Source organism: Streptomyces sp. NPDC031340 (genome assembly GCF_055569945.1).
Genome location: NZ_JBVIIE010000001.1, coordinates 183,956 through 200,123 on the forward strand (window position 1 = coordinate 183,956; position 16,168 = coordinate 200,123).

Below are 16,168 nucleotides of genomic sequence, written 5' to 3' on the forward strand. Positions count from 1 at the left end.
AGGGGGTTCAGTCCTCCCCGCGGTCGTGCTCCCGCTCCTTCTCCGCCAGGTGGATCACGCACACCGTCACCGCGATCAGCAGCGCCGGGTCCGCGTCCTCGCGGACCACGTCGACGCCGTACGTCTCGCGCACGTGCAGCCAGCGGCGGGAGATCACGGCCAGCACCTCGCCGTCGTACTCGACGACGAACTCCCGGTCGAGGATCCGGCCGCTGACGTCGAGTTCGGTGCCGTCCACCAGGGTGACCCGGAAGTGGTTGCGCAGCAGCGACAGCCGCTTGCGCCGGACGGTCGCCAGTGCCTCGCCGCCGCGTTCGATCACCATCGTGTCGCGCAGCGCGAACATCTTCTGGTGGATGTCGACGAGCACGTGCCCGTCCCGGTCCTTCAGCTCGAAGGTGTCCCGCAGCCGCATGGCCTTGCCGTCGACGAGGAACACCTTGTCGCCGTGCTCGTCCTCGATCCAGTAGTCCTCGCCGATGCCGAGGAGCCGGTCGCGTACCAGGAATCTCATACCGTCAGCGCTTCCCCGCCGGCCGGCCCGCGACGCCGCCGCTGGGCCGATGGGCCGATCCCGGCGCGGGAGCGGGGCGGCCCGGCCGGCTCACCGCGGCGCGGAGGGGACGGGCCGCCGTTCGCTCGTGCTCGGGCGGGAAAGGATCGTCAGACGCCGTAGCCGTCGCCGTAGCCGTCGCGCCGATGGGGGTGCGCTTCCTCGGTGACGACCGGCGTGGTGGGGGGTACCACCACGCGCCTGCGGCGGGCGATGCTGCTGAAGGTGCTGACACCGATCAGCCCGACGATCATCAGGATGATGCCGACCAGATCGAGGTTGACCCCCTGCATGTGCCAGTCGGTCGCAAAAGTGAGGATGGCTCCCGCGGCGATGAGGATGATGCATCCGCCGAGGCCCATGAGTGTCGCCTCCTGTCCGGTCCGGACGTTCCGGTGAACTCCGGGTACCCGCGCTGTGGGCACCCATGCGGAGCCGGCGGCTCACGTCACATCAGGACGGCCGCCTCCGGGCGGAGTTCGGGCCGTTCAGGCCGTTCGGGCCGGTGCTACCCCTCCAGGAACGCCACCAGCGCGTTCGCCAGCAGGTGCGGGTCGTCGACGCCGCACAGTTCGCGCGCGCTGTGCATGGACAGGATCGCGACGCCGATGTCGACGGTCTTGATGCCGTGCCGGGCCGCGGTGATCGGGCCGATAGTGGTGCCGCACGGCATGGAGTTGTTGGAGACGAAGGACTGGAAGGGGACGCCGGCCTTCTCGCAGGCGGCGGCGAACACCGCGCGGCCCGAACCGTCGGTGGCGTAGCGGTTGTTGACGTTGACCTTGAGGATCGGTCCGCCGTTGACCCGCGGGTGGTGCGTGGGGTCGTGCCGCTCCGCGTAGTTGGGGTGGACGGCGTGACCGGTGTCGGAGGACAGACAGACGCTCCCGGCGAAGGCTCTGGCCCGGTCCTCGTACGAGCCTCCGCGCGCGAAGACAGAACGTTCCAGCACGCTGCCGAGCAGCGGCCCGTCCGCGCCGGTGTCCGACTGGGAGCCGTTCTCCTCGTGGTCGAAGGCCGCCAGGACGGGGACGTACGGCAGGTCCGCGCCGCCGGACGCGACGGCGGCCAGCGCGGCCGTGGCGGCGTGCACGGACAGCAGGTTGTCCATCCGGGGCCCGGCGACGAGGTCCTTGTCACGGCCGAGGTAGGCCGGGGGTTCCACCGAGTGCACCATCAGGTCCCAGCCGGTGACCTCGCCCGCGCCGAGCCGGGCCGTCTCCTCCAGGAACGCGATCAGGTCGCCGTCGCGCACGTCGTTGCCGAGGCCCCACACCGGCTGGAGATGACGCTGCTTGTCGAGCTTGAGCCCCTCCGACGCCACCGAACGGTCCAGGTGGATGGCGAGCTGGGGCACGCGCAGCAGCGGCCGGTCGACGTTCACCAGCCGGGTCGAGCCGTCCCGCAGGGTCAGCCGGCCCGCCAGGCCCAGGTCGCGGTCCAGCCAGGAGTTCAGCAGCGGCCCGCCGTAGATCTCGACGGCCACCTGCCGCCAGCCGTGCGCCCCGGTGTCGGGCAGCGGCTTGACCCGCAGGTTGGGGGAGTCGGTGTGGGCGCCGATGATCCGGAACGGGGCGTGCGCGGGGGCGCCCTCGGGGACGTACCAGGCGATGATCGCCCCGCCGCGCAGCACGTACCGGCCGCCGCTGGTGCCGTCCCAGGCGTCCGTCTCGGCGACCTGGCGGAAACCGGCCTTCTCCAGCCGTTCGGCGGCAGCGGCCACCGCGTGGTAGGGCGACGGGCTGGCCGTCAGGAAGGACATCAGGTCGTCGGTGTGGCCGCGGTCGAAGCGGGAGGGTGCGCTCATGGGGTTCACCTTAACGACGCCGAGGGGCCCGTTCCCGGGCTGGGAACGGGCCCCTTGTGAAGGAAATGGGGACGCGGGCCCCCTCCCGGGGAAGGGAGGGGCGGGGGCGGCCCGGGGCCCTCGCCGAGGCGGCGAGGGGCGGGCCGCGGCGGTGGCTAGAACGCCGCCTCGTCCAGCTCCATCAGCTCCAGGTCCACGCCCTCGGCGAGCTTGCGCGCGCCGGTGACGCCGGGCAGGACGTTGGCCGCGAAGAACTTCGCCGCAGCGATCTTGCCCGTGTAGAACGCCTGGTCCTTGGAGGAGGCCGTCTGCAGCTTCTCGGCGGCGATCGCGGCGCCCTTGAGCAGCAGGTAGCCGACGACGACGTCACCGGAGGCCAGCAGCAGGCGGGTGGTGTTCAGGCCCACCTTGTAGATGTTCTTGACGTCCTGCTCGGTGGCCGCGAGGTCGGTCAGCATCAGGCCGACGATGGCCTCCAGCTCGACGGCCGCCTTCGCCAGGTGCTCGCGGGCGCCCGCCAGCTCCTCGCCGCCGGTGCCGAGGGCGAGGAACTTCTTGATGTCCTCGGCGAGGGAGTTCAGCGCGGCGCCCTGATTGCGGACGATCTTCCGGAAGAAGAAGTCCTGGCCCTGGATCGCGGTCGTGCCCTCGTACAGGGTGTCGATCTTGGCGTCGCGGATGTACTGCTCGATCGGGTACTCCTGCAGGAAGCCGGAGCCGCCGAAGGTCTGCAGCGACTGCGCGAGCTGCTCGTAGCCCTTCTCGGAGCCGTAGCCCTTGACGATCGGCAGGAGCAGGTCGTTGAGCGCGTGCTCGGCCTTGGCGTCCTCGCCGGCCGCCTCCTTGACGGCGATCGCGTCCTGGATGGAGGCCGTGTAGAGGACGAGGGCGCGCATGCCCTCGGCGTACGCCTTCTGCGTCATCAGCGAGCGGCGCACGTCGGGGTGGTGGGTGATGGTGACCTTGGGCGCGGCCTTGTCCATGAAGTTCGCCAGGTCCGGACCCTGGACGCGCTCCTTGGCGTACTCCAGCGCGTTGAGGTAGCCGGTCGACAGGGTGGAGATGGCCTTCGTGCCGACCATCATCCGGGCGAACTCGATGATGCGGAACATCTGGCGGATGCCGTCGTGCTTGTCGCCGATCAGCCAGCCCTTGGCGGGGTGCTGGTCGCCGAACGTCATCTCGCAGGTGTTGGACGCCTTCAGGCCCATCTTGTGCTCGACGTTGGTGGCGTAGACGCCGTTGCGCTCGCCCAGCTCGCCGGTCTCGAAGTCGAAGAGGTACTTCGGGACGAGGAAGAGGGACAGGCCCTTGGTGCCGGGGCCGGCGCCCTCGGGACGGGCGAGGACGTAGTGGAGGATGTTCTCCGCCATGTCGTGCTCACCGGAGGTGATGAACCGCTTCACGCCCTCGATGTGCCAGGAGCCGTCCTCCTGCTGCACGGCCTTGGTGCGGCCGGCGCCGACGTCCGAGCCGGCGTCCGGCTCGGTGAGCACCATCGTCGAGCCCCACTGCTTCTCGACGGCGATCTTCGCGATGCCCTTCTGGACGTCGTTGCCCTCGTCGTGGAGGATCCCGGCGAAGGCCGGGCCGGAGGAGTACATCCACACGGCCGGGTTCGCGCCCAGGATGAGCTCGGCGTACGCCCAGATCAGGGACGGGGGAGCCGTGGTGCCGCCGATCGGCTCGGGCAGGCCCAGGCGCCAGTACTCGGAGTCCATGAAGGCCTGGTAGCTCTTCTTGAAGGACGCGGGGACCGGCGCGGTGTTGGTCTCCGGGTCGAAGACCGGCGGGTTGCGGTCGGCGTCCGCGAAGGACTCGGCCAGCTCGTTCTCCGCGAGGCGGGTCAGCTCCTCGAGGACGCTCTTGGCGGTCTCGGTGTCCATCTCCTCGAACGGGCCGGTGCCGTACAGCTTGTCGCGCCCGAGTACTTCGAAGAGGTTGAACTCGATGTCGCGGAGATTCGACTTGTAGTGCCCCATGGCGACGGCTCCGTAGAGAGATCGGCGAGGCACTGGATCCTCGCGCTAGTTCACGTACCAACAAGTAGCTCCGATGATGCTACCCGTCGGTAATAAGAAGCAACCCCGATTCGGTCATCTGTGACTCGTTACTCTTTGGGGCATGTACGGCTACGACCAGGGTGTGGGCGCTCAGCAGCAGTACGCCCAAGCGCAGCAGCAGATGCCGGGCGGGTACGGCCAGCAGCCGCCGCTGTACCCCGAGCCGTCCCCGCCGTCCCTGGCGGACGCGGTCCGGGCCTTCACCACCGGCCAGATGTCGGCGGAGGACTTCCAGCAGGTCTTCGCCACGTCCAAGGTGTACTGCCCGCGCGGCGACAACCCGGGCTTCCTCGCGCTGCACAACACCCAGCAGCCGGTGATCCCGATGTTCACCTCGCTCAAGGAGTTGCGCCGGTACGCGGGCAAGGAGTCCAAGTACTTCGTGATCACCGGCGCGGAGGTGATCGACCTCCTGCCCACCGGCTACGGCTTCGTCCTGGACATGGAGGGCGAGCACCGGATGGTGTTCGACGCGAAGGCGGTCGAGCAGATGGTCGACTTCGCGATGCGCCGCATGTACGGCTAGGCGCCGCCGCTTCGCGGACGGCTGAGGAGCCGTCGACCCGCGTGGAGCCCGCGAGCGTCCGCGAGAGTCCGCGAAGGCGAGAGCCCGTGAGAGCCCGTGAGAGCCCGTGAGAGCCCGGAGGGAATTCCCTCCGGGCTTTCTCTGTTCAGGGTGGCAGAAAGTTCAACGCTCAACTAAAGTAGTCGCACAAGGAGGTACCGACATGCCTGCAGTGACCGTCGAGAACCCGCTGACGCTCCCGCGCGTGACCGCGCCGGCCGACGCCGTGGCACGCCCCGTGCTCGCTGTCACGACCGCGCCGAGCGGTTTCGAGGGCGAGGGCTTCCCGGTGCGCCGGGCGTTCGCCGGGATCAACTACCGCCACCTGGACCCGTTCATCATGATGGACCAGATGGGTGAGGTGGAGTACGCGCCGGGAGAGCCCAAGGGAACCCCCTGGCACCCGCACCGCGGCTTCGAGACCGTCACCTACATCATCGACGGGATCTTCGACCACCAGGACAGCCAGGGTGGCGGCGGCACCATCACCAACGGCGACACCCAGTGGATGACGGCGGGCGCGGGCCTGCTGCACATCGAGGCCCCGCCGGAGCACCTGGTCGTCTCGGGCGGCCTCTTCCACGGCCTGCAGCTGTGGGTGAACCTGCCGGCCAAGGACAAGATGATGGCGCCGCGCTACCAGGACATCCGCGGCGGCAACGTCCAGCTGCTCACCTCTCCCGACGGCGGCGCGCTGCTCCGCGTCATCGCCGGTGAGCTGGACGGCCACGCCGGTCCCGGCATCACGCACACGCCGATCACCATGATCCACGCGACGCTGGCGCCGGGTGCGGAGATCACGCTGCCGTGGCGGGAGGACTTCAACGGCCTCGCGTACGTGCTGGCGGGCAAGGGCTCGGTCGGTGCCGATCGCCGTCCGATCCACCTCGGCCAGACGGCGGTCTTCGGAGCCGGCGGCTCGCTGACCGTCCGCGCGGACGAGAAGCAGGACTCCCACACCCCGGACCTGGAGGTCGTCCTGCTCGGCGGGCAGCCGATCCGTGAGCCGATGGCCCACTACGGTCCGTTCGTGATGAACACCAGGGAAGAGCTTCAGCAGGCGTTCGAGGACTTCCAGAAGGGCCGGCTGGGCACGATCCCCGCTGTGCACGGGATGTCTGAGGGCGGAATGTAGGGCTTGCAGGCGGACGGCGGCACGCGGCAGATGCCGCCGCGTGCCGCCGTCCCGTCGCCGCGGTTCACGGAGTGACGCGGAGGGCCGGAAGACGCCGGGCTCGACAGCCTCGACAGCTCCCGGAGTGCGGTGCCTCCTCGATGCCCGGCATCGGTCCGTCCTCGGCAGCGAGTGCCCCGAAGGGCCCGACCCGGATCACCAGTAGTGGCGGTGGCCGGCGACGGCGTGTCCCATCGAGCCGAGGATCCACAGCACGGCTCCGATGACCACCAGGACGATCCCGATGGTCCACAGGATGGACATGCCGGTGACGAGGCCGATGATGAGCAGGATTGCACCCAGGATGATCATGATGTCTCCTTCGGGAAGCCGGCGGTGACGCCGGTACGGTGACCGTGGATGGTGGGGGCTGTGGGAGGGGCGGGAGACGGGGATCCGGGGTGACGGCCGTTTCCCTGCGGGCTCACTCCACGCGATGGGGGGTGTGGCGGGCCACCCGGAGGACCCCTGGGCGGCGCCACGGGCGACCGCCCTGTCCGGGATGACGGTGTCGCCCCGCTCGCCCGGGGGCGGCAGCCCGGCGGCCGGCGCCGGCGGGACCGACCCCTCGCCTGGGGGGCGGGCGGGGTCTTCACCGCTGCCTCCGTGTCCGGAGGTCGAGGTCGCCCTGTACGACGAGGCCGACGACCAGCCCCGCCGCGCCCAGAGCCAGCACCAGCAGAAGTGCCCAGAAGCCGCCGAAGTAGCCCGCGAAGCCGAGGGCCATGCCGGCCGCGAGGCCCGTCATCGCTGCGTTCATCTCGCACTCACTCGTCTCGCGAAAGCATCTCTGGGTTCGCGTGATCACCCGCGCCCGTACGGGGCGCGGCGGTGGATCACCTCACGCGGCCCTCGTCCGCTCCGGTCTCTTCCTCCTCGTCGGGCAGGTGGACGTCGTCGACGGCGACGTTCACCTCGACGACCTCCAGGCCCGTCATCCGCTCGACGGCGCTGATCACGTTGGTGCGCACGCCGGCGGCGACATCGACGATGGAGACGCCGTACTCGACGACGACGTCCAGGTCCACGGCGGTCTGCCGCTCACCCACCTCGACCTTCACGCCACGCGTGACGGCCCCGCCTCCGCCTCCGGGGACCCGTCCCCGCATGGCGCCGAAGGCGCGGGCCATCCCTGCGCCCAGGTTGTAGATGCCCGGTACCTCGCGGGCCGCCATACCCGCGATCTTGGCCACCACACCGTCCGCGATGGTGGTCTTCCCCCGTGTCTCGGCCGGAGCGCCGGCCCCGGGGCGGCCCTTGAGCGCGCTCACGCCCGTCTCGGGCCGGCTGCCCCCACCGACGCTGGTGATGTCGTCCGTCATGGCGGTCGCCTCGATCGGTCCCGCGGACACCGGTACGGCGCCCCTCAAGAACTTGGACATGTCGGGCGCTGCATTCCTCACGCACATCGCATGTGATGTGCATCACGTCTGGCCTGTCGGGTACACGGACGGTCCGAGCCGTGTGGGGGCAACGTGACCGAAAGTGCTGTTTCCTCATCGCCGGGCCGCGGCCTGTGGGGACGCGACCTGCCGGACGGTCTCCTGGCCGTACAGGCGGCCGAGGGGGACGAGGACTCCTTCGCCGTTCTCGTCCAGCGGCACGGCCGCCCCCTCCTCGCCCTGGCCCGCTGCATGCTCGGCAACCCGCAGGACGCCGAGGACGCTGTTCAGGAGGCCTTCGTCAGCGCCTGGCGGCGGCTGCCGGAGTACCACCACAGCGCGGAGTTCGGTACCTGGATGTACCGGATCACCGTCAACCGCTGCCTGACCATGCGCCGTCACCGGCCGCCGGCCCTCTCGCTGGACGCCGTCGCCGAGCCCGCGGCGGGAGACGCCTGGAGTCAGCCCGCCCGGTCCGCCGAGCAGGACGCGGCCACTGCCGACCTGTCCCGCGCGCTCGGCGATCTGGACGCCGGGCAGCGGCTCTGCTGGATCCTGCGGGAGGTGCAGGGCCTGTCCTACAAGGAGATCTCCGATGTGACGCGGACCAGCGAACAGACGGTGCGCGGCAGACTGTTCAGGGCGCGCCGGACCTTGCAGGAGGCGATGGCCCCATGGCGCTAGCGGGCCCGCACGCGCGGCCTTCCGTCGTCACGTCGTCACGTCGTCACGGACGTCCGCCGTGCGACGCCGGGTGCCGGCGCCGAGGTCTGCCGCCACCGGCAGTCCGACGCCGACGCCCGCTGGTCGGCGAAGGCGGACGACGGCGCGACGCCGCAGCGCCTGAAGGCGTACGACTGACCCGGGGCCCGCGCCGGGACGTTCCCCCGTTGGTGGGCAGAAGCGTCGGTTCCGTCGATGTCGTGCGGGCGGCGGGGGCGGCCTGTGGTGGCCTGGGGGCGTGTCGTTGCTTCCCGAACCCGTGCGCCGGCTCGCCGCCTGGTGCGTCGTCGCGCTGCTCGTGTCCGGGGTCGTGTTCGTTGCGATCCGGCTGTGCGTGGAGCTGCGGACCGCCGTCGTGCCCGTGCTGCTCGCGCTGCTGGGGACCGCGCTGCTCGGGCCCCTGCACCGGCGGCTCGTCAAGACCGGGGTCCACCGGTCCGCCGCCGCCGGGCTCACCTGCGTCGCCGTCGTCGCCGTGGTCGGCGGCGCGGTGTACATCGTCGTCGCCGCGCTCCTCGACACCGGGGACCAGATCGTCGCGTCGCTGAAGGAGGCGGCCCGGGGGGTCGCCGAACACTTCGGCGCGGCCGGCACGTCGGTGGACGACCTGGCCTCCAACTCGCGGCAGCTGCTGGCGAAGTTCGGGGGGACGGCGGCCTCGGGCGTCATCAGCGGGGTGAGCGTCGTGGGCGAGAGCATCGCCATGGCCGTGCTCGCCCTGCTGCTCGTCTTCTTCTTCCTGCGTGACGCGCACCGGGCCGCCGGCACCCTGCGGGCGCTCGTCCCGCGCGATTCCGGCGACACCGTGGAGGCCATGGCACGGCGGGCCTACGGCGCCGTCGAGGGGTTCATGCGCGGGACCACGTTCATCGCGCTCATCGACGCCCTGTGCATCGCTGTCGGCCTGCTCATCCTCGGCGTGCCCGGTGCCGTCGGCCTCGGCGCGCTGGTCTTCGTCGGGGCGTACATCCCCTACCTCGGGGCGTTCATCTCGGGGACCGTGGCCGTGCTGGTCGCGCTCGCCGACCGCGGGTTCGCCATCGCGCTGTGGGCGCTCGGCGTCGTGCTCGCCGTGCAGGTGCTGGAGGGGCACGTGCTGCAGCCGATGATCCAGAGCAGGACCGTGCAGATGCATCCGGCGGCGGTGCTGCTCGCCATCACGGCGGGCGCGTCGGTGGCCGGGATCCTCGGCATGCTGCTCGCCGTGCCGCTGACGGCGGCCGCCTTCGGGGTCCTGCACGAGATGCGGGACCTCTACGGGGCCACGGGGATGTCGGAATCGTCGGATTCGTAGAGCTCGAACCAGATGGTCTTGCCCTCGCCCTGCGGATCCACCCCCCAGGCGTGCGCCAGCAGTTCGATCAGGAGCAGCCCGCGGCCGGAGGAGGCCAGCTCGCCGGGGCGGCGCCGGTGCGGCAGGTCGTCGCTGGGGTCGGTGACCTCCACCCGCATCCGCCGGTCGCCCTCCTCGCCCCGCACCTCGGCGCGCAGCAGCGCGTCGGAGTCGGTGTGCACGAGCACGTTGGTGAGCATCTCCGACAGCAGCAGGACCGCCGAGTCGACCTGGTCCGGGAAGGCCCAGTCGTGCAGCAGCTCGCGCAGTTGCTGACGGGCCGCGGCCACCCGTTCCGGCTCGGCCTGCGCCACCGACAGCACCGTGCGGCGGACGGAGGGCTGGACGGTGACCGCGTCGGGGCTGCCCTCCGACGGCCGGCACAGCAGTACGACCGCTATGTCGTCCTCGCGCCGGTCGGCGAGCGGGCCGGTGGTGTGGTGGGAGGAGGGCCCGTGCACCCCCTGCATCAGCGCGTCGGCGAGTTCCTCGAGGTCGCCCTTGTGCTCCTCGAGGATCGTGCGGATGCGGTGCCAGCCGGTCTCCAGGTCGTGGCCGCCGGTCTCGATCAGGCCGTCGGTGCAGAGCATCATGGTCTCGCCGGGTTCGAGGAGGATGCGGCTGGTGGGGTAGTCGGCGTCCGGGTCGATGCCCAGCGGCAGGCCGCCCTCCGTCGGCCGGGTCAGCACCGTGCCGTCCGCCATCCGGATCGCCGGGTCGGGGTGGCCGGCGCGGGCGATCTCGAGGATTCCGGTGGCGGGGTCCACCTCGACGTACAGGCAGGTCGCGAAGCGCAGGTCGGCGGCCTCGCCGCCCATGCCGTGCAGGAAACGCGACGCGCGGGAGAGCACCGCGTCGGGGCGGTGGCCCTCGCTGGCGTAGGCGCGCAGCGCTATGCGCAGCTGGGCCATCAGCCCGGCCGCCCGTACGTCGTGGCCCTGGACGTCGCCGATGACGAGGGCGAAGCGGCCGTCGCCGGTCCTGGTCCGGGAGGTTCCGCCGGGCAGCGGGATCATGTCGTACCAGTCGCCGCCGACCTGGAGGCCGCCGCCGGTGGGCACGTAGCGGGCGGCGACGCGCATGCCCGGTATCTGCGGGCCGAGGGTCGGCAGCATGGAGCGCTGGAGGTCGTCGGTCAGGGCTCGCTCGGTCTCGGCGGCCCCGGCGCGGCTGAGCGCCTGGGCGAGCATGCGGGCCACCGTCGCCAGCACGGCCCGTTCGTCGGGTGTGAAGGCGACCGGGTAGTTGAAGACCGCCAGCCAGGTGCCCATGGTGCGGCCGCCCGCGGTCAGCGGCAGGTAGGCCCAGGAGCGGCGGTGGTAGTGCGCGGCGAGCGGCCAGGAGACCGGGTAGCGGGACTTGTACTGCTCGGGCGTGGACAGGTAGACGGCACGCCCGGTGCGGACCACCTCGGCGGCCGGGTAGTCGGTGTCCAGCGGCATCTGCGTGAAGGGGGGTTCCTCGCTGAGTTCCGGCCCGTGGTGGCCGATGACCGTGAGCTGGTCGCCCTGCACGCCGAACACCGCGAGCTCGGCCGGCGAGAAACCCGGCATCGACAGGCCCGCCGCGACCCGCAGCACCTCCTCGGTCGACCGTGCCTCGGCCAGCGCCCGGCCCGCGTCCAGCAGGAAGGCCTCACGGGAGCGCCGCCAGTCGCCGGTGACGGCGCTGCGCCCGGCGGGCGTGCCCGGCGTGGGTTCGGTGACCTCCTGCAGGGTGCCGATCAGCTGGAAGGAGCGGGTCCGCCGGTCGTAGGTCGGCTTGGAGCGGGAGCGGACGACGCGGATGATCCGGCCGTGCTCGTCCATGATCCGGATGCGTACCTCGGCGAGGGTCTGCTCGGAGACGGCGAGGGCGACCACGCCGGTGATCTCGTTCCAGTCGACCGGGTGCAGCCGGGACCTTGCCTGGGCCTCGGTGAGCGTGGTCGACTCGGCGGGCAGCCCGAGCAGCCGAGCGGCCTCGGCATCGACGGTGACCAGCTCGGTGGCGGTGTCCCAGTGCCACAGGCCGGTCGCGAGGGCGGTCAGGACCTCCCCCACGGCGGGCAGGGGCTCGCCAGTGCGCATTGCCCCACTTTATGAAGAAGCGATCCGAAAGTGCCACCGATCGTCTCGTTTTCGATCGTGGGGAGGCGATCTCGGGGTCACCGGTAGGCTTGGGAGCAGTTTCACGTGAAACATGCCCCCGATCCGCGAAGGCTGGATGAACGACGATGCATCGGTACAGGTCCCACACCTGCGGCGAGCTCCGCGCCTCTGACGTCGGCACCGACGTCCGGCTGAGTGGCTGGCTGCACAATCGGCGCGACCTGGGCGGCATCCTCTTCATCGATCTGCGGGACCACTACGGCATCACGCAGCTCGTGGCCCGCCCCGGCACGACCGCGTACGAGGCCCTCGACAAGCTCTCCAAGGAGACCGTCGTCCGCGTCGACGGCAAGGTCGTCTCCCGCGGCACCGAGAACGTCAACGCCGACCTGCCGACCGGTGAGGTCGAGGTCGAGGTCGGCGAGGTGGAGGTGCTGGGCGCGGCCGCCCCGCTCCCCTTCACGATCAACACCGAGGACGGGGTCAACGAGGAGCGGCGCCTGGAGTACCGCTTCCTGGACCTGCGCCGCGAGCGCATGCACCGCAACATCATGCTGCGCACGGCGGTCATCTCGGCCATGCGGCACAAGATGACGGCGATGGGCTTCAACGAGATGGCGACGCCGATCCTGTCCGCCACCTCCCCCGAGGGCGCCCGCGACTTCGTGGTCCCCTCCCGCCTCAACCCGGGCAAGTTCTACGCGCTGCCGCAGGCCCCGCAGCAGTTCAAGCAGCTGCTGATGATCTCCGGCTTCGACCGCTACTTCCAGATCGCGCCGTGCTTCCGCGACGAGGACGCCCGCGCCGACCGTTCGCCGGGCGAGTTCTACCAGCTCGACATCGAGATGTCCTTCGTCGAGCAGGAGGACATCTTCCAGCCGGTCGAGAAGCTGATGACCGAGCTGTTCGAGGAGTTCGGCGACGGCCGGCACGTGACGTCCCCGTTCCCGCGGGTGCCGTTCCGCGAGGCGATGCTGAAGTACGGCTCGGACAAGCCGGACCTGCGTGCCAAGCTGGAGCTCGTCGACATCACCGACATCTTCGAGGGCTCGGAGTTCAAGGCGTTCGCGGGCAAGCACGTGCGCGCGCTGCCGGTGCCGGACGTGTCGTCGCAGCCCCGTAAGTTCTTCGACCAGCTCGGCGAGTTCGCCGTCTCGCTGGGCGCCAAGGGCCTGGCCTGGGTGCGGGTGGCCGAGGACGGCTCGCTGACCGGCCCGATCGCGAAGTTCCTCACCGAGGAGAACGTCGCCGAGCTGACCAAGCGCCTGTCGCTGGCGGCCGGGCACGCGGTGTTCTTCGGCGCGGGCGAGTTCGACGAGGTCTCCAAGGTCATGGGCGCGGTGCGGGTCGAGGCCGCCCGGCGCGCCGGACACTTCGAGGAGGGCGTCTTCCGGTTCTGCTGGATCGTCGACTTCCCGATGTACGAGAAGGACGAGGAGACCGGGAAGATCGACTTCTCGCACAACCCCTTCTCGATGCCGCAGGGCGGCCTGGAGGCGCTGGAGACCCAGGACCCGCTGGACATCCTGGGCTGGCAGTACGACATCGTCTGCAACGGCGTGGAGCTGTCCTCCGGCGCGATCCGGAACCACGAGCCGGAGATCATGCTGAAGGCGTTCGAGATCGCCGGTTACGACCGGGAGACCGTCGAGGAGAAGTTCGCCGGCATGCTGCGCGCCTTCCGCTTCGGCGCCCCGCCGCACGGTGGCATCGCGCCGGGTGTCGACCGCATCGTCATGCTGCTGGCCGACGAGCCGAACATCCGCGAGACCATCGCCTTCCCGCTCAACGGCAACGCCCAGGACCTGATGATGGGCGCGCCGACGGAGCTGGAGGAGGCGCGGCTGAGGGAGCTGCACCTCCAGGTGCGCAAGCCGCAGCCGAAGTAGCCGAAGCAGGCTGAGCGGCGGAAGTAGCCGCAGCAGGCACAGGCGGCAGGAAGGGCTCGGAACCGGCGTCGGTTCCGAGCCCTTTCGCGTGCGGCCTGGTGGGGGAGAGAGAAGCTCGCCCCCGGTCGCGGTTCAGGCGTCCCGGTTCGCGTCGATCTCGGCGATCAGGGTCTCGACGCGGGTCCTGATCTCGTCGCGGATGGGACGGACGGCCTCGACGCCCTTGCCCGCCGGGTCCTCCAGCGCCCAGTCGAGGTACGTCCGGCCGGGGAAGACGGGGCAGGCGTCGCCGCAGCCCATGGTGATGACGTAGTCGGACGCCTGGACGGCGTCGGCGGTCAGGATCTTCGGCCTGGCCGCGGAGATGTCGACGCCGACCTCCTTCATGGCCTCCACCGCGGCCGGGTTGACCCGGTCGCCGGGGGCGGAGCCGGCGGACCGCACCTCGATCCGGTCGCCCGCGAGGTGGTGGAGGAATCCGGCGGCCATCTGGGAGCGCCCGGCGTTGTGGACGCAGACGAACAGCACGGAGGCGAGCGGGCTGGAGGACATCGGCTGTTTCCTTCGTCGGTGGGGCGGTGGATCTCCATGGATCCTGATTGATCAGCCCTGACTGGTATCAGTCTGGAGTGATGTGACAGTATCAGTCCATGATGACGTCAGCCGACGCTGATCTGATCCGGGTTCTGGCCGACCCGCTCAGGCTGCGGATCGTGACCCTGCTGGCCCGCGAGACGCTCTGCACCACCCACCTGGTGGAGGAGACCGGTGCGCGGCAGACCAACCTCTCCAACCATCTGAAGGTGCTGCGCGAGGCGGGGTTCGTGGAGACGGAGCCGTGCGGCCGGTACACGTACTACCGGCTGCGTCCGGACGTCATCGACCGGCTGGCCGGACAGTTCGCCGGCCTGGCCGCGTCCGCCCGCAACGCCGCAGAGATCAAGAGGGCCTGCCCGTGAAAAGCCCCGTGAACAGCACCGGTACCACGCCACCCGGCGAGTCCTCGGTCGTGGCGAAGCTGTCGACGCTCGACCGCTTCCTCGCCGTGTGGATCCTGGCCGCCATGGCCGCCGGCCTGGGCCTGGGACGGCTGATCCCCGGTCTCGGGGACGCCCTCGCGGCGGTCGAGATCGGCGGCATCTCGCTGCCGATCGCCCTCGGCCTGCTGGTCATGATGTACCCGGTGCTGGCCAAGGTCCGCTACGACAAGCTCGACGCGGTCACCGGCGACCGCCGGCTCATGGTGTCGTCGCTGGTCATCAACTGGCTCGTCGGCCCGGCGGTGATGTTCGCGCTGGCGTGGATCTTCCTGCCGGACCTGCCCGAGTACCGCACCGGCCTGATCATCGTCGGGCTCGCCCGCTGCATCGCCATGGTCATCATCTGGAACGACCTCGCGTGCGGGGACCGCGAGGCCGCCGCCGTGCTCGTCGCCCTCAACTCGGTCTTCCAGGTCCTCGCGTTCGGGCTGCTCGGCTGGTTCTACCTCGACCTGCTGCCCGGCTGGCTGGGGCTGGGCGACGGCGAGCGCCTGGACATCTCCATGGGGAAGATCGCGCTGAACGTCGTCATCTTCCTCGGCATCCCCCTGGTGGCCGGCTTCCTCACCCGCCGCATCGGCGAACGCAGGCTGGGCCGCGAGGCGTACGAGACCAGGTTCCTGCCGAAGATCGGCCCGTGGGCGCTGTACGGCCTGCTGTTCACGATCGTGATCCTGTTCGCCCTCCAGGGGAAGACGATCACCTCCCGGCCCCTGGACGTGGCCCGCATCGCGCTGCCGCTGCTGGCCTACTTCGCGATCATGTGGTTCGGCACCTTCGCCCTGGGCAAGGCCCTCGGCCTCCCCTACGACCGCACCGCCACCCTCGCCTTCACCGCCGCCGGCAACAACTTCGAGCTGGCCATCGCGGTCGCCATCGCCACCTTCGGCGTCACCTCGGGGCAGGCCCTGTCCGGCGTGGTCGGGCCGCTGATCGAGGTCCCGGTGCTGGTGGCGCTGGTGTACGTCTCCCTGGCCTGGCGGCGCAGGTTCAGCGCGTCGGCGTCTGCGTCTGAGCCGCGGGAGAGCTGACGCCGGTCAGCAGCCGGCCCATGGTGGCCAGCACGGACGGCTCGACGCGGTAGTACACCCAGGTGCCGCGCCGCTGCGAGCTGAGCAGCCCGGCCTCCTTCAGCTTCTTCAGGTGGTGGGACACCGTCGGCTGGGAGACGCCGACGTCGGAGATGTCGCAGACGCACGCCTCGCCGCCGTCGTGCGAGGCCACCGCGGAGAACAGCCGCAGCCGCACCGGGTCGCCGAGCGCCTTGAACATCCGGGCGGCCGTCTCCGCCTCCTCCGCGGTGAACGGGCGCTCGGTGAGCGGCGGGCAACAGGGTTCCGTGGCCTCGCCGGGGGCGGGTTTCAGCAGCGGCAGCACCTCGGTGTTCGACATGCGTCTATGTTGACACATGTCGAACCAGGGGAGGGGTAGAGCCCTCGCGGTGCCCCATCTGCCAGCTTCGATAAATGTCTATGTTGAAGTTCGTCGAATCAGGTGCCATGCTGACCGCGCAAGCCATCGACGTATGTCGAAGCAAAGGGGAAATCTC

17 protein-coding genes are annotated in these 16,168 nt (G+C 70.6%); 7 read left to right on the plus strand and 10 right to left on the minus strand.

What is annotated here, in order from left to right; all coding sequences use genetic code 11:
• Positions 1–7: 7 nt before the first annotated feature.
• The 4 genes from ACZ5GT_RS00815 to ACZ5GT_RS00830 all read right to left on the minus strand — a co-directional run bounded on the left by ACZ5GT_RS00815 (position 8) and on the right by ACZ5GT_RS00830 (position 4,342).
• On the minus strand, positions 8–514 hold the full coding sequence (locus ACZ5GT_RS00815) for an LURP-one-related/scramblase family protein (RefSeq protein ID WP_469012064.1): 507 nt from the start codon (positions 512–514) through the stop codon (positions 8–10).
• 149 nt (positions 515–663) lie between these two features.
• Positions 664–915, minus strand: coding sequence for a DUF6458 family protein (locus ACZ5GT_RS00820; RefSeq protein ID WP_469012067.1), 252 nt, complete (start codon positions 913–915; stop codon positions 664–666).
• 146 nt (positions 916–1,061) lie between these two features.
• Positions 1,062–2,360: a M18 family aminopeptidase gene (locus ACZ5GT_RS00825; protein WP_469012069.1), complete on the minus strand. Its 1,299-nt coding sequence runs from the start codon at positions 2,358–2,360 to the stop codon at positions 1,062–1,064.
• A 155-nt stretch (positions 2,361–2,515) separates the two neighbouring features.
• Positions 2,516–4,342, minus strand: coding sequence for an acyl-CoA dehydrogenase (locus ACZ5GT_RS00830; protein WP_469012073.1), 1,827 nt, complete (start codon positions 4,340–4,342; stop codon positions 2,516–2,518).
• A 142-nt stretch (positions 4,343–4,484) separates the two neighbouring features.
• Between ACZ5GT_RS00830 and ACZ5GT_RS00835 the strand changes: the two genes are divergently transcribed.
• Both ACZ5GT_RS00835 and ACZ5GT_RS00840 read left to right on the plus strand, forming a co-directional pair.
• Positions 4,485–4,949 (plus strand): SseB family protein, encoded by a 465-nt coding sequence (locus ACZ5GT_RS00835; RefSeq protein ID WP_469012075.1) that lies wholly within the window; start codon positions 4,485–4,487, stop codon positions 4,947–4,949.
• 202 nt (positions 4,950–5,151) lie between these two features.
• Positions 5,152–6,123: a pirin family protein gene (locus tag ACZ5GT_RS00840; protein WP_469012077.1), complete on the plus strand. Its 972-nt coding sequence runs from the start codon at positions 5,152–5,154 to the stop codon at positions 6,121–6,123.
• Between the two features lie 195 nt (positions 6,124–6,318).
• On the opposite strand, the gene ACZ5GT_RS00845 is transcribed toward ACZ5GT_RS00840, so the two are convergent.
• The 3 genes from ACZ5GT_RS00845 to ACZ5GT_RS00855 form a co-directional block, all read right to left on the minus strand.
• Entirely contained in the window at positions 6,319–6,474 is a 156-nt protein-coding gene (locus ACZ5GT_RS00845) for a DUF6131 family protein (RefSeq protein WP_360749560.1), read from the minus strand.
• 280 nt (positions 6,475–6,754) lie between these two features.
• On the minus strand, positions 6,755–6,922 hold the full coding sequence (locus ACZ5GT_RS00850) for a hypothetical protein (RefSeq protein WP_469012080.1): 168 nt from the start codon (positions 6,920–6,922) through the stop codon (positions 6,755–6,757).
• Positions 6,923–6,998: 76 nt separating this feature from the next.
• On the minus strand, positions 6,999–7,484 hold the full coding sequence (locus ACZ5GT_RS00855; protein WP_469012442.1) for an Asp23/Gls24 family envelope stress response protein: 486 nt from the start codon (positions 7,482–7,484) through the stop codon (positions 6,999–7,001).
• A 153-nt stretch (positions 7,485–7,637) separates the two neighbouring features.
• Between ACZ5GT_RS00855 and ACZ5GT_RS00860 the strand changes: the two genes are divergently transcribed.
• Positions 7,638–8,228 (plus strand): RNA polymerase sigma factor, encoded by a 591-nt coding sequence (locus ACZ5GT_RS00860; protein WP_469012082.1) that lies wholly within the window; start codon positions 7,638–7,640, stop codon positions 8,226–8,228.
• A 277-nt stretch (positions 8,229–8,505) separates the two neighbouring features.
• The gene (locus ACZ5GT_RS00865) at positions 8,506–9,561 is read left to right on the plus strand and encodes an AI-2E family transporter (protein WP_469012084.1); all 1,056 of its coding nucleotides are present in this window, start codon (positions 8,506–8,508) and stop codon (positions 9,559–9,561) included.
• Here ACZ5GT_RS00865 and ACZ5GT_RS00870 read toward each other — a convergent pair.
• A complete protein-coding gene (locus ACZ5GT_RS00870) occupies positions 9,522–11,669 on the minus strand; it encodes a SpoIIE family protein phosphatase (RefSeq protein WP_469012086.1) in 2,148 nt (715 codons plus the stop codon). The genes ACZ5GT_RS00865 and ACZ5GT_RS00870 overlap by 40 nt on opposite strands.
• A 146-nt stretch (positions 11,670–11,815) precedes the next feature.
• Here ACZ5GT_RS00870 and aspS point away from each other — a divergent pair, with 146 nt between their 5' ends.
• Positions 11,816–13,579 (plus strand): aspartate--tRNA ligase, encoded by a 1,764-nt coding sequence (gene aspS / locus ACZ5GT_RS00875; protein WP_469012088.1) that lies wholly within the window; start codon positions 11,816–11,818, stop codon positions 13,577–13,579.
• A 132-nt stretch (positions 13,580–13,711) separates the two neighbouring features.
• On the opposite strand, the gene ACZ5GT_RS00880 is transcribed toward aspS, so the two are convergent.
• Positions 13,712–14,131 (minus strand): arsenate reductase ArsC, encoded by a 420-nt coding sequence (locus ACZ5GT_RS00880; protein WP_469012090.1) that lies wholly within the window; start codon positions 14,129–14,131, stop codon positions 13,712–13,714.
• 98 nt (positions 14,132–14,229) lie between these two features.
• On the opposite strand from ACZ5GT_RS00880, the gene ACZ5GT_RS00885 reads away from it, so the two are divergent.
• On the plus strand, positions 14,230–14,538 hold the full coding sequence (locus ACZ5GT_RS00885; protein WP_469012092.1) for an ArsR/SmtB family transcription factor: 309 nt from the start codon (positions 14,230–14,232) through the stop codon (positions 14,536–14,538).
• Positions 14,539–14,546: 8 nt separating this feature from the next.
• Entirely contained in the window at positions 14,547–15,650 is a 1,104-nt protein-coding gene (arsB, locus tag ACZ5GT_RS00890) for an ACR3 family arsenite efflux transporter (protein WP_469012094.1), read from the plus strand.
• On the opposite strand, the gene ACZ5GT_RS00895 is transcribed toward arsB, so the two are convergent.
• A complete protein-coding gene (locus ACZ5GT_RS00895) occupies positions 15,610–16,011 on the minus strand; it encodes an ArsR/SmtB family transcription factor (protein WP_469012096.1) in 402 nt (133 codons plus the stop codon). The two genes, arsB and ACZ5GT_RS00895, sit on opposite strands and share 41 nt — an antisense overlap.
• Positions 16,012–16,168 lie beyond the last annotated feature (157 nt).

Coding starts and splice junctions, on each gene's coding strand:
- ACZ5GT_RS00825 (WP_469012069.1), bottom strand. CDS start 2,360: ATGAGCGCACCCTCCCGCTTCGACCGCGGCCACACCGACGACCTGATG.
- ACZ5GT_RS00845 (WP_360749560.1), bottom strand. CDS start 6,474: ATGATCATCCTGGGTGCAATCCTGCTCATCATCGGCCTCGTCACCGGC.
- ACZ5GT_RS00880 (WP_469012090.1), bottom strand. CDS start 14,131: ATGTCCTCCAGCCCGCTCGCCTCCGTGCTGTTCGTCTGCGTCCACAAC.
- ACZ5GT_RS00820 (WP_469012067.1), bottom strand. CDS start 915: ATGGGCCTCGGCGGATGCATCATCCTCATCGCCGCGGGAGCCATCCTC.
- ACZ5GT_RS00885 (WP_469012092.1), top strand. CDS start 14,230: ATGATGACGTCAGCCGACGCTGATCTGATCCGGGTTCTGGCCGACCCG.
- ACZ5GT_RS00870 (WP_469012086.1), bottom strand. CDS start 11,669: ATGCGCACTGGCGAGCCCCTGCCCGCCGTGGGGGAGGTCCTGACCGCC.
- ACZ5GT_RS00830 (WP_469012073.1), bottom strand. CDS start 4,342: ATGGGGCACTACAAGTCGAATCTCCGCGACATCGAGTTCAACCTCTTC.
- ACZ5GT_RS00895 (WP_469012096.1), bottom strand. CDS start 16,011: ATGTCGAACACCGAGGTGCTGCCGCTGCTGAAACCCGCCCCCGGCGAG.
- aspS (WP_469012088.1), top strand. CDS start 11,816: ATGCATCGGTACAGGTCCCACACCTGCGGCGAGCTCCGCGCCTCTGAC.
- ACZ5GT_RS00840 (WP_469012077.1), top strand. CDS start 5,152: ATGCCTGCAGTGACCGTCGAGAACCCGCTGACGCTCCCGCGCGTGACC.
- ACZ5GT_RS00850 (WP_469012080.1), bottom strand. CDS start 6,922: ATGAACGCAGCGATGACGGGCCTCGCGGCCGGCATGGCCCTCGGCTTC.
- ACZ5GT_RS00815 (WP_469012064.1), bottom strand. CDS start 514: ATGAGATTCCTGGTACGCGACCGGCTCCTCGGCATCGGCGAGGACTAC.
- ACZ5GT_RS00835 (WP_469012075.1), top strand. CDS start 4,485: ATGTACGGCTACGACCAGGGTGTGGGCGCTCAGCAGCAGTACGCCCAA.
- ACZ5GT_RS00855 (WP_469012442.1), bottom strand. CDS start 7,484: ATGACGGACGACATCACCAGCGTCGGTGGGGGCAGCCGGCCCGAGACG.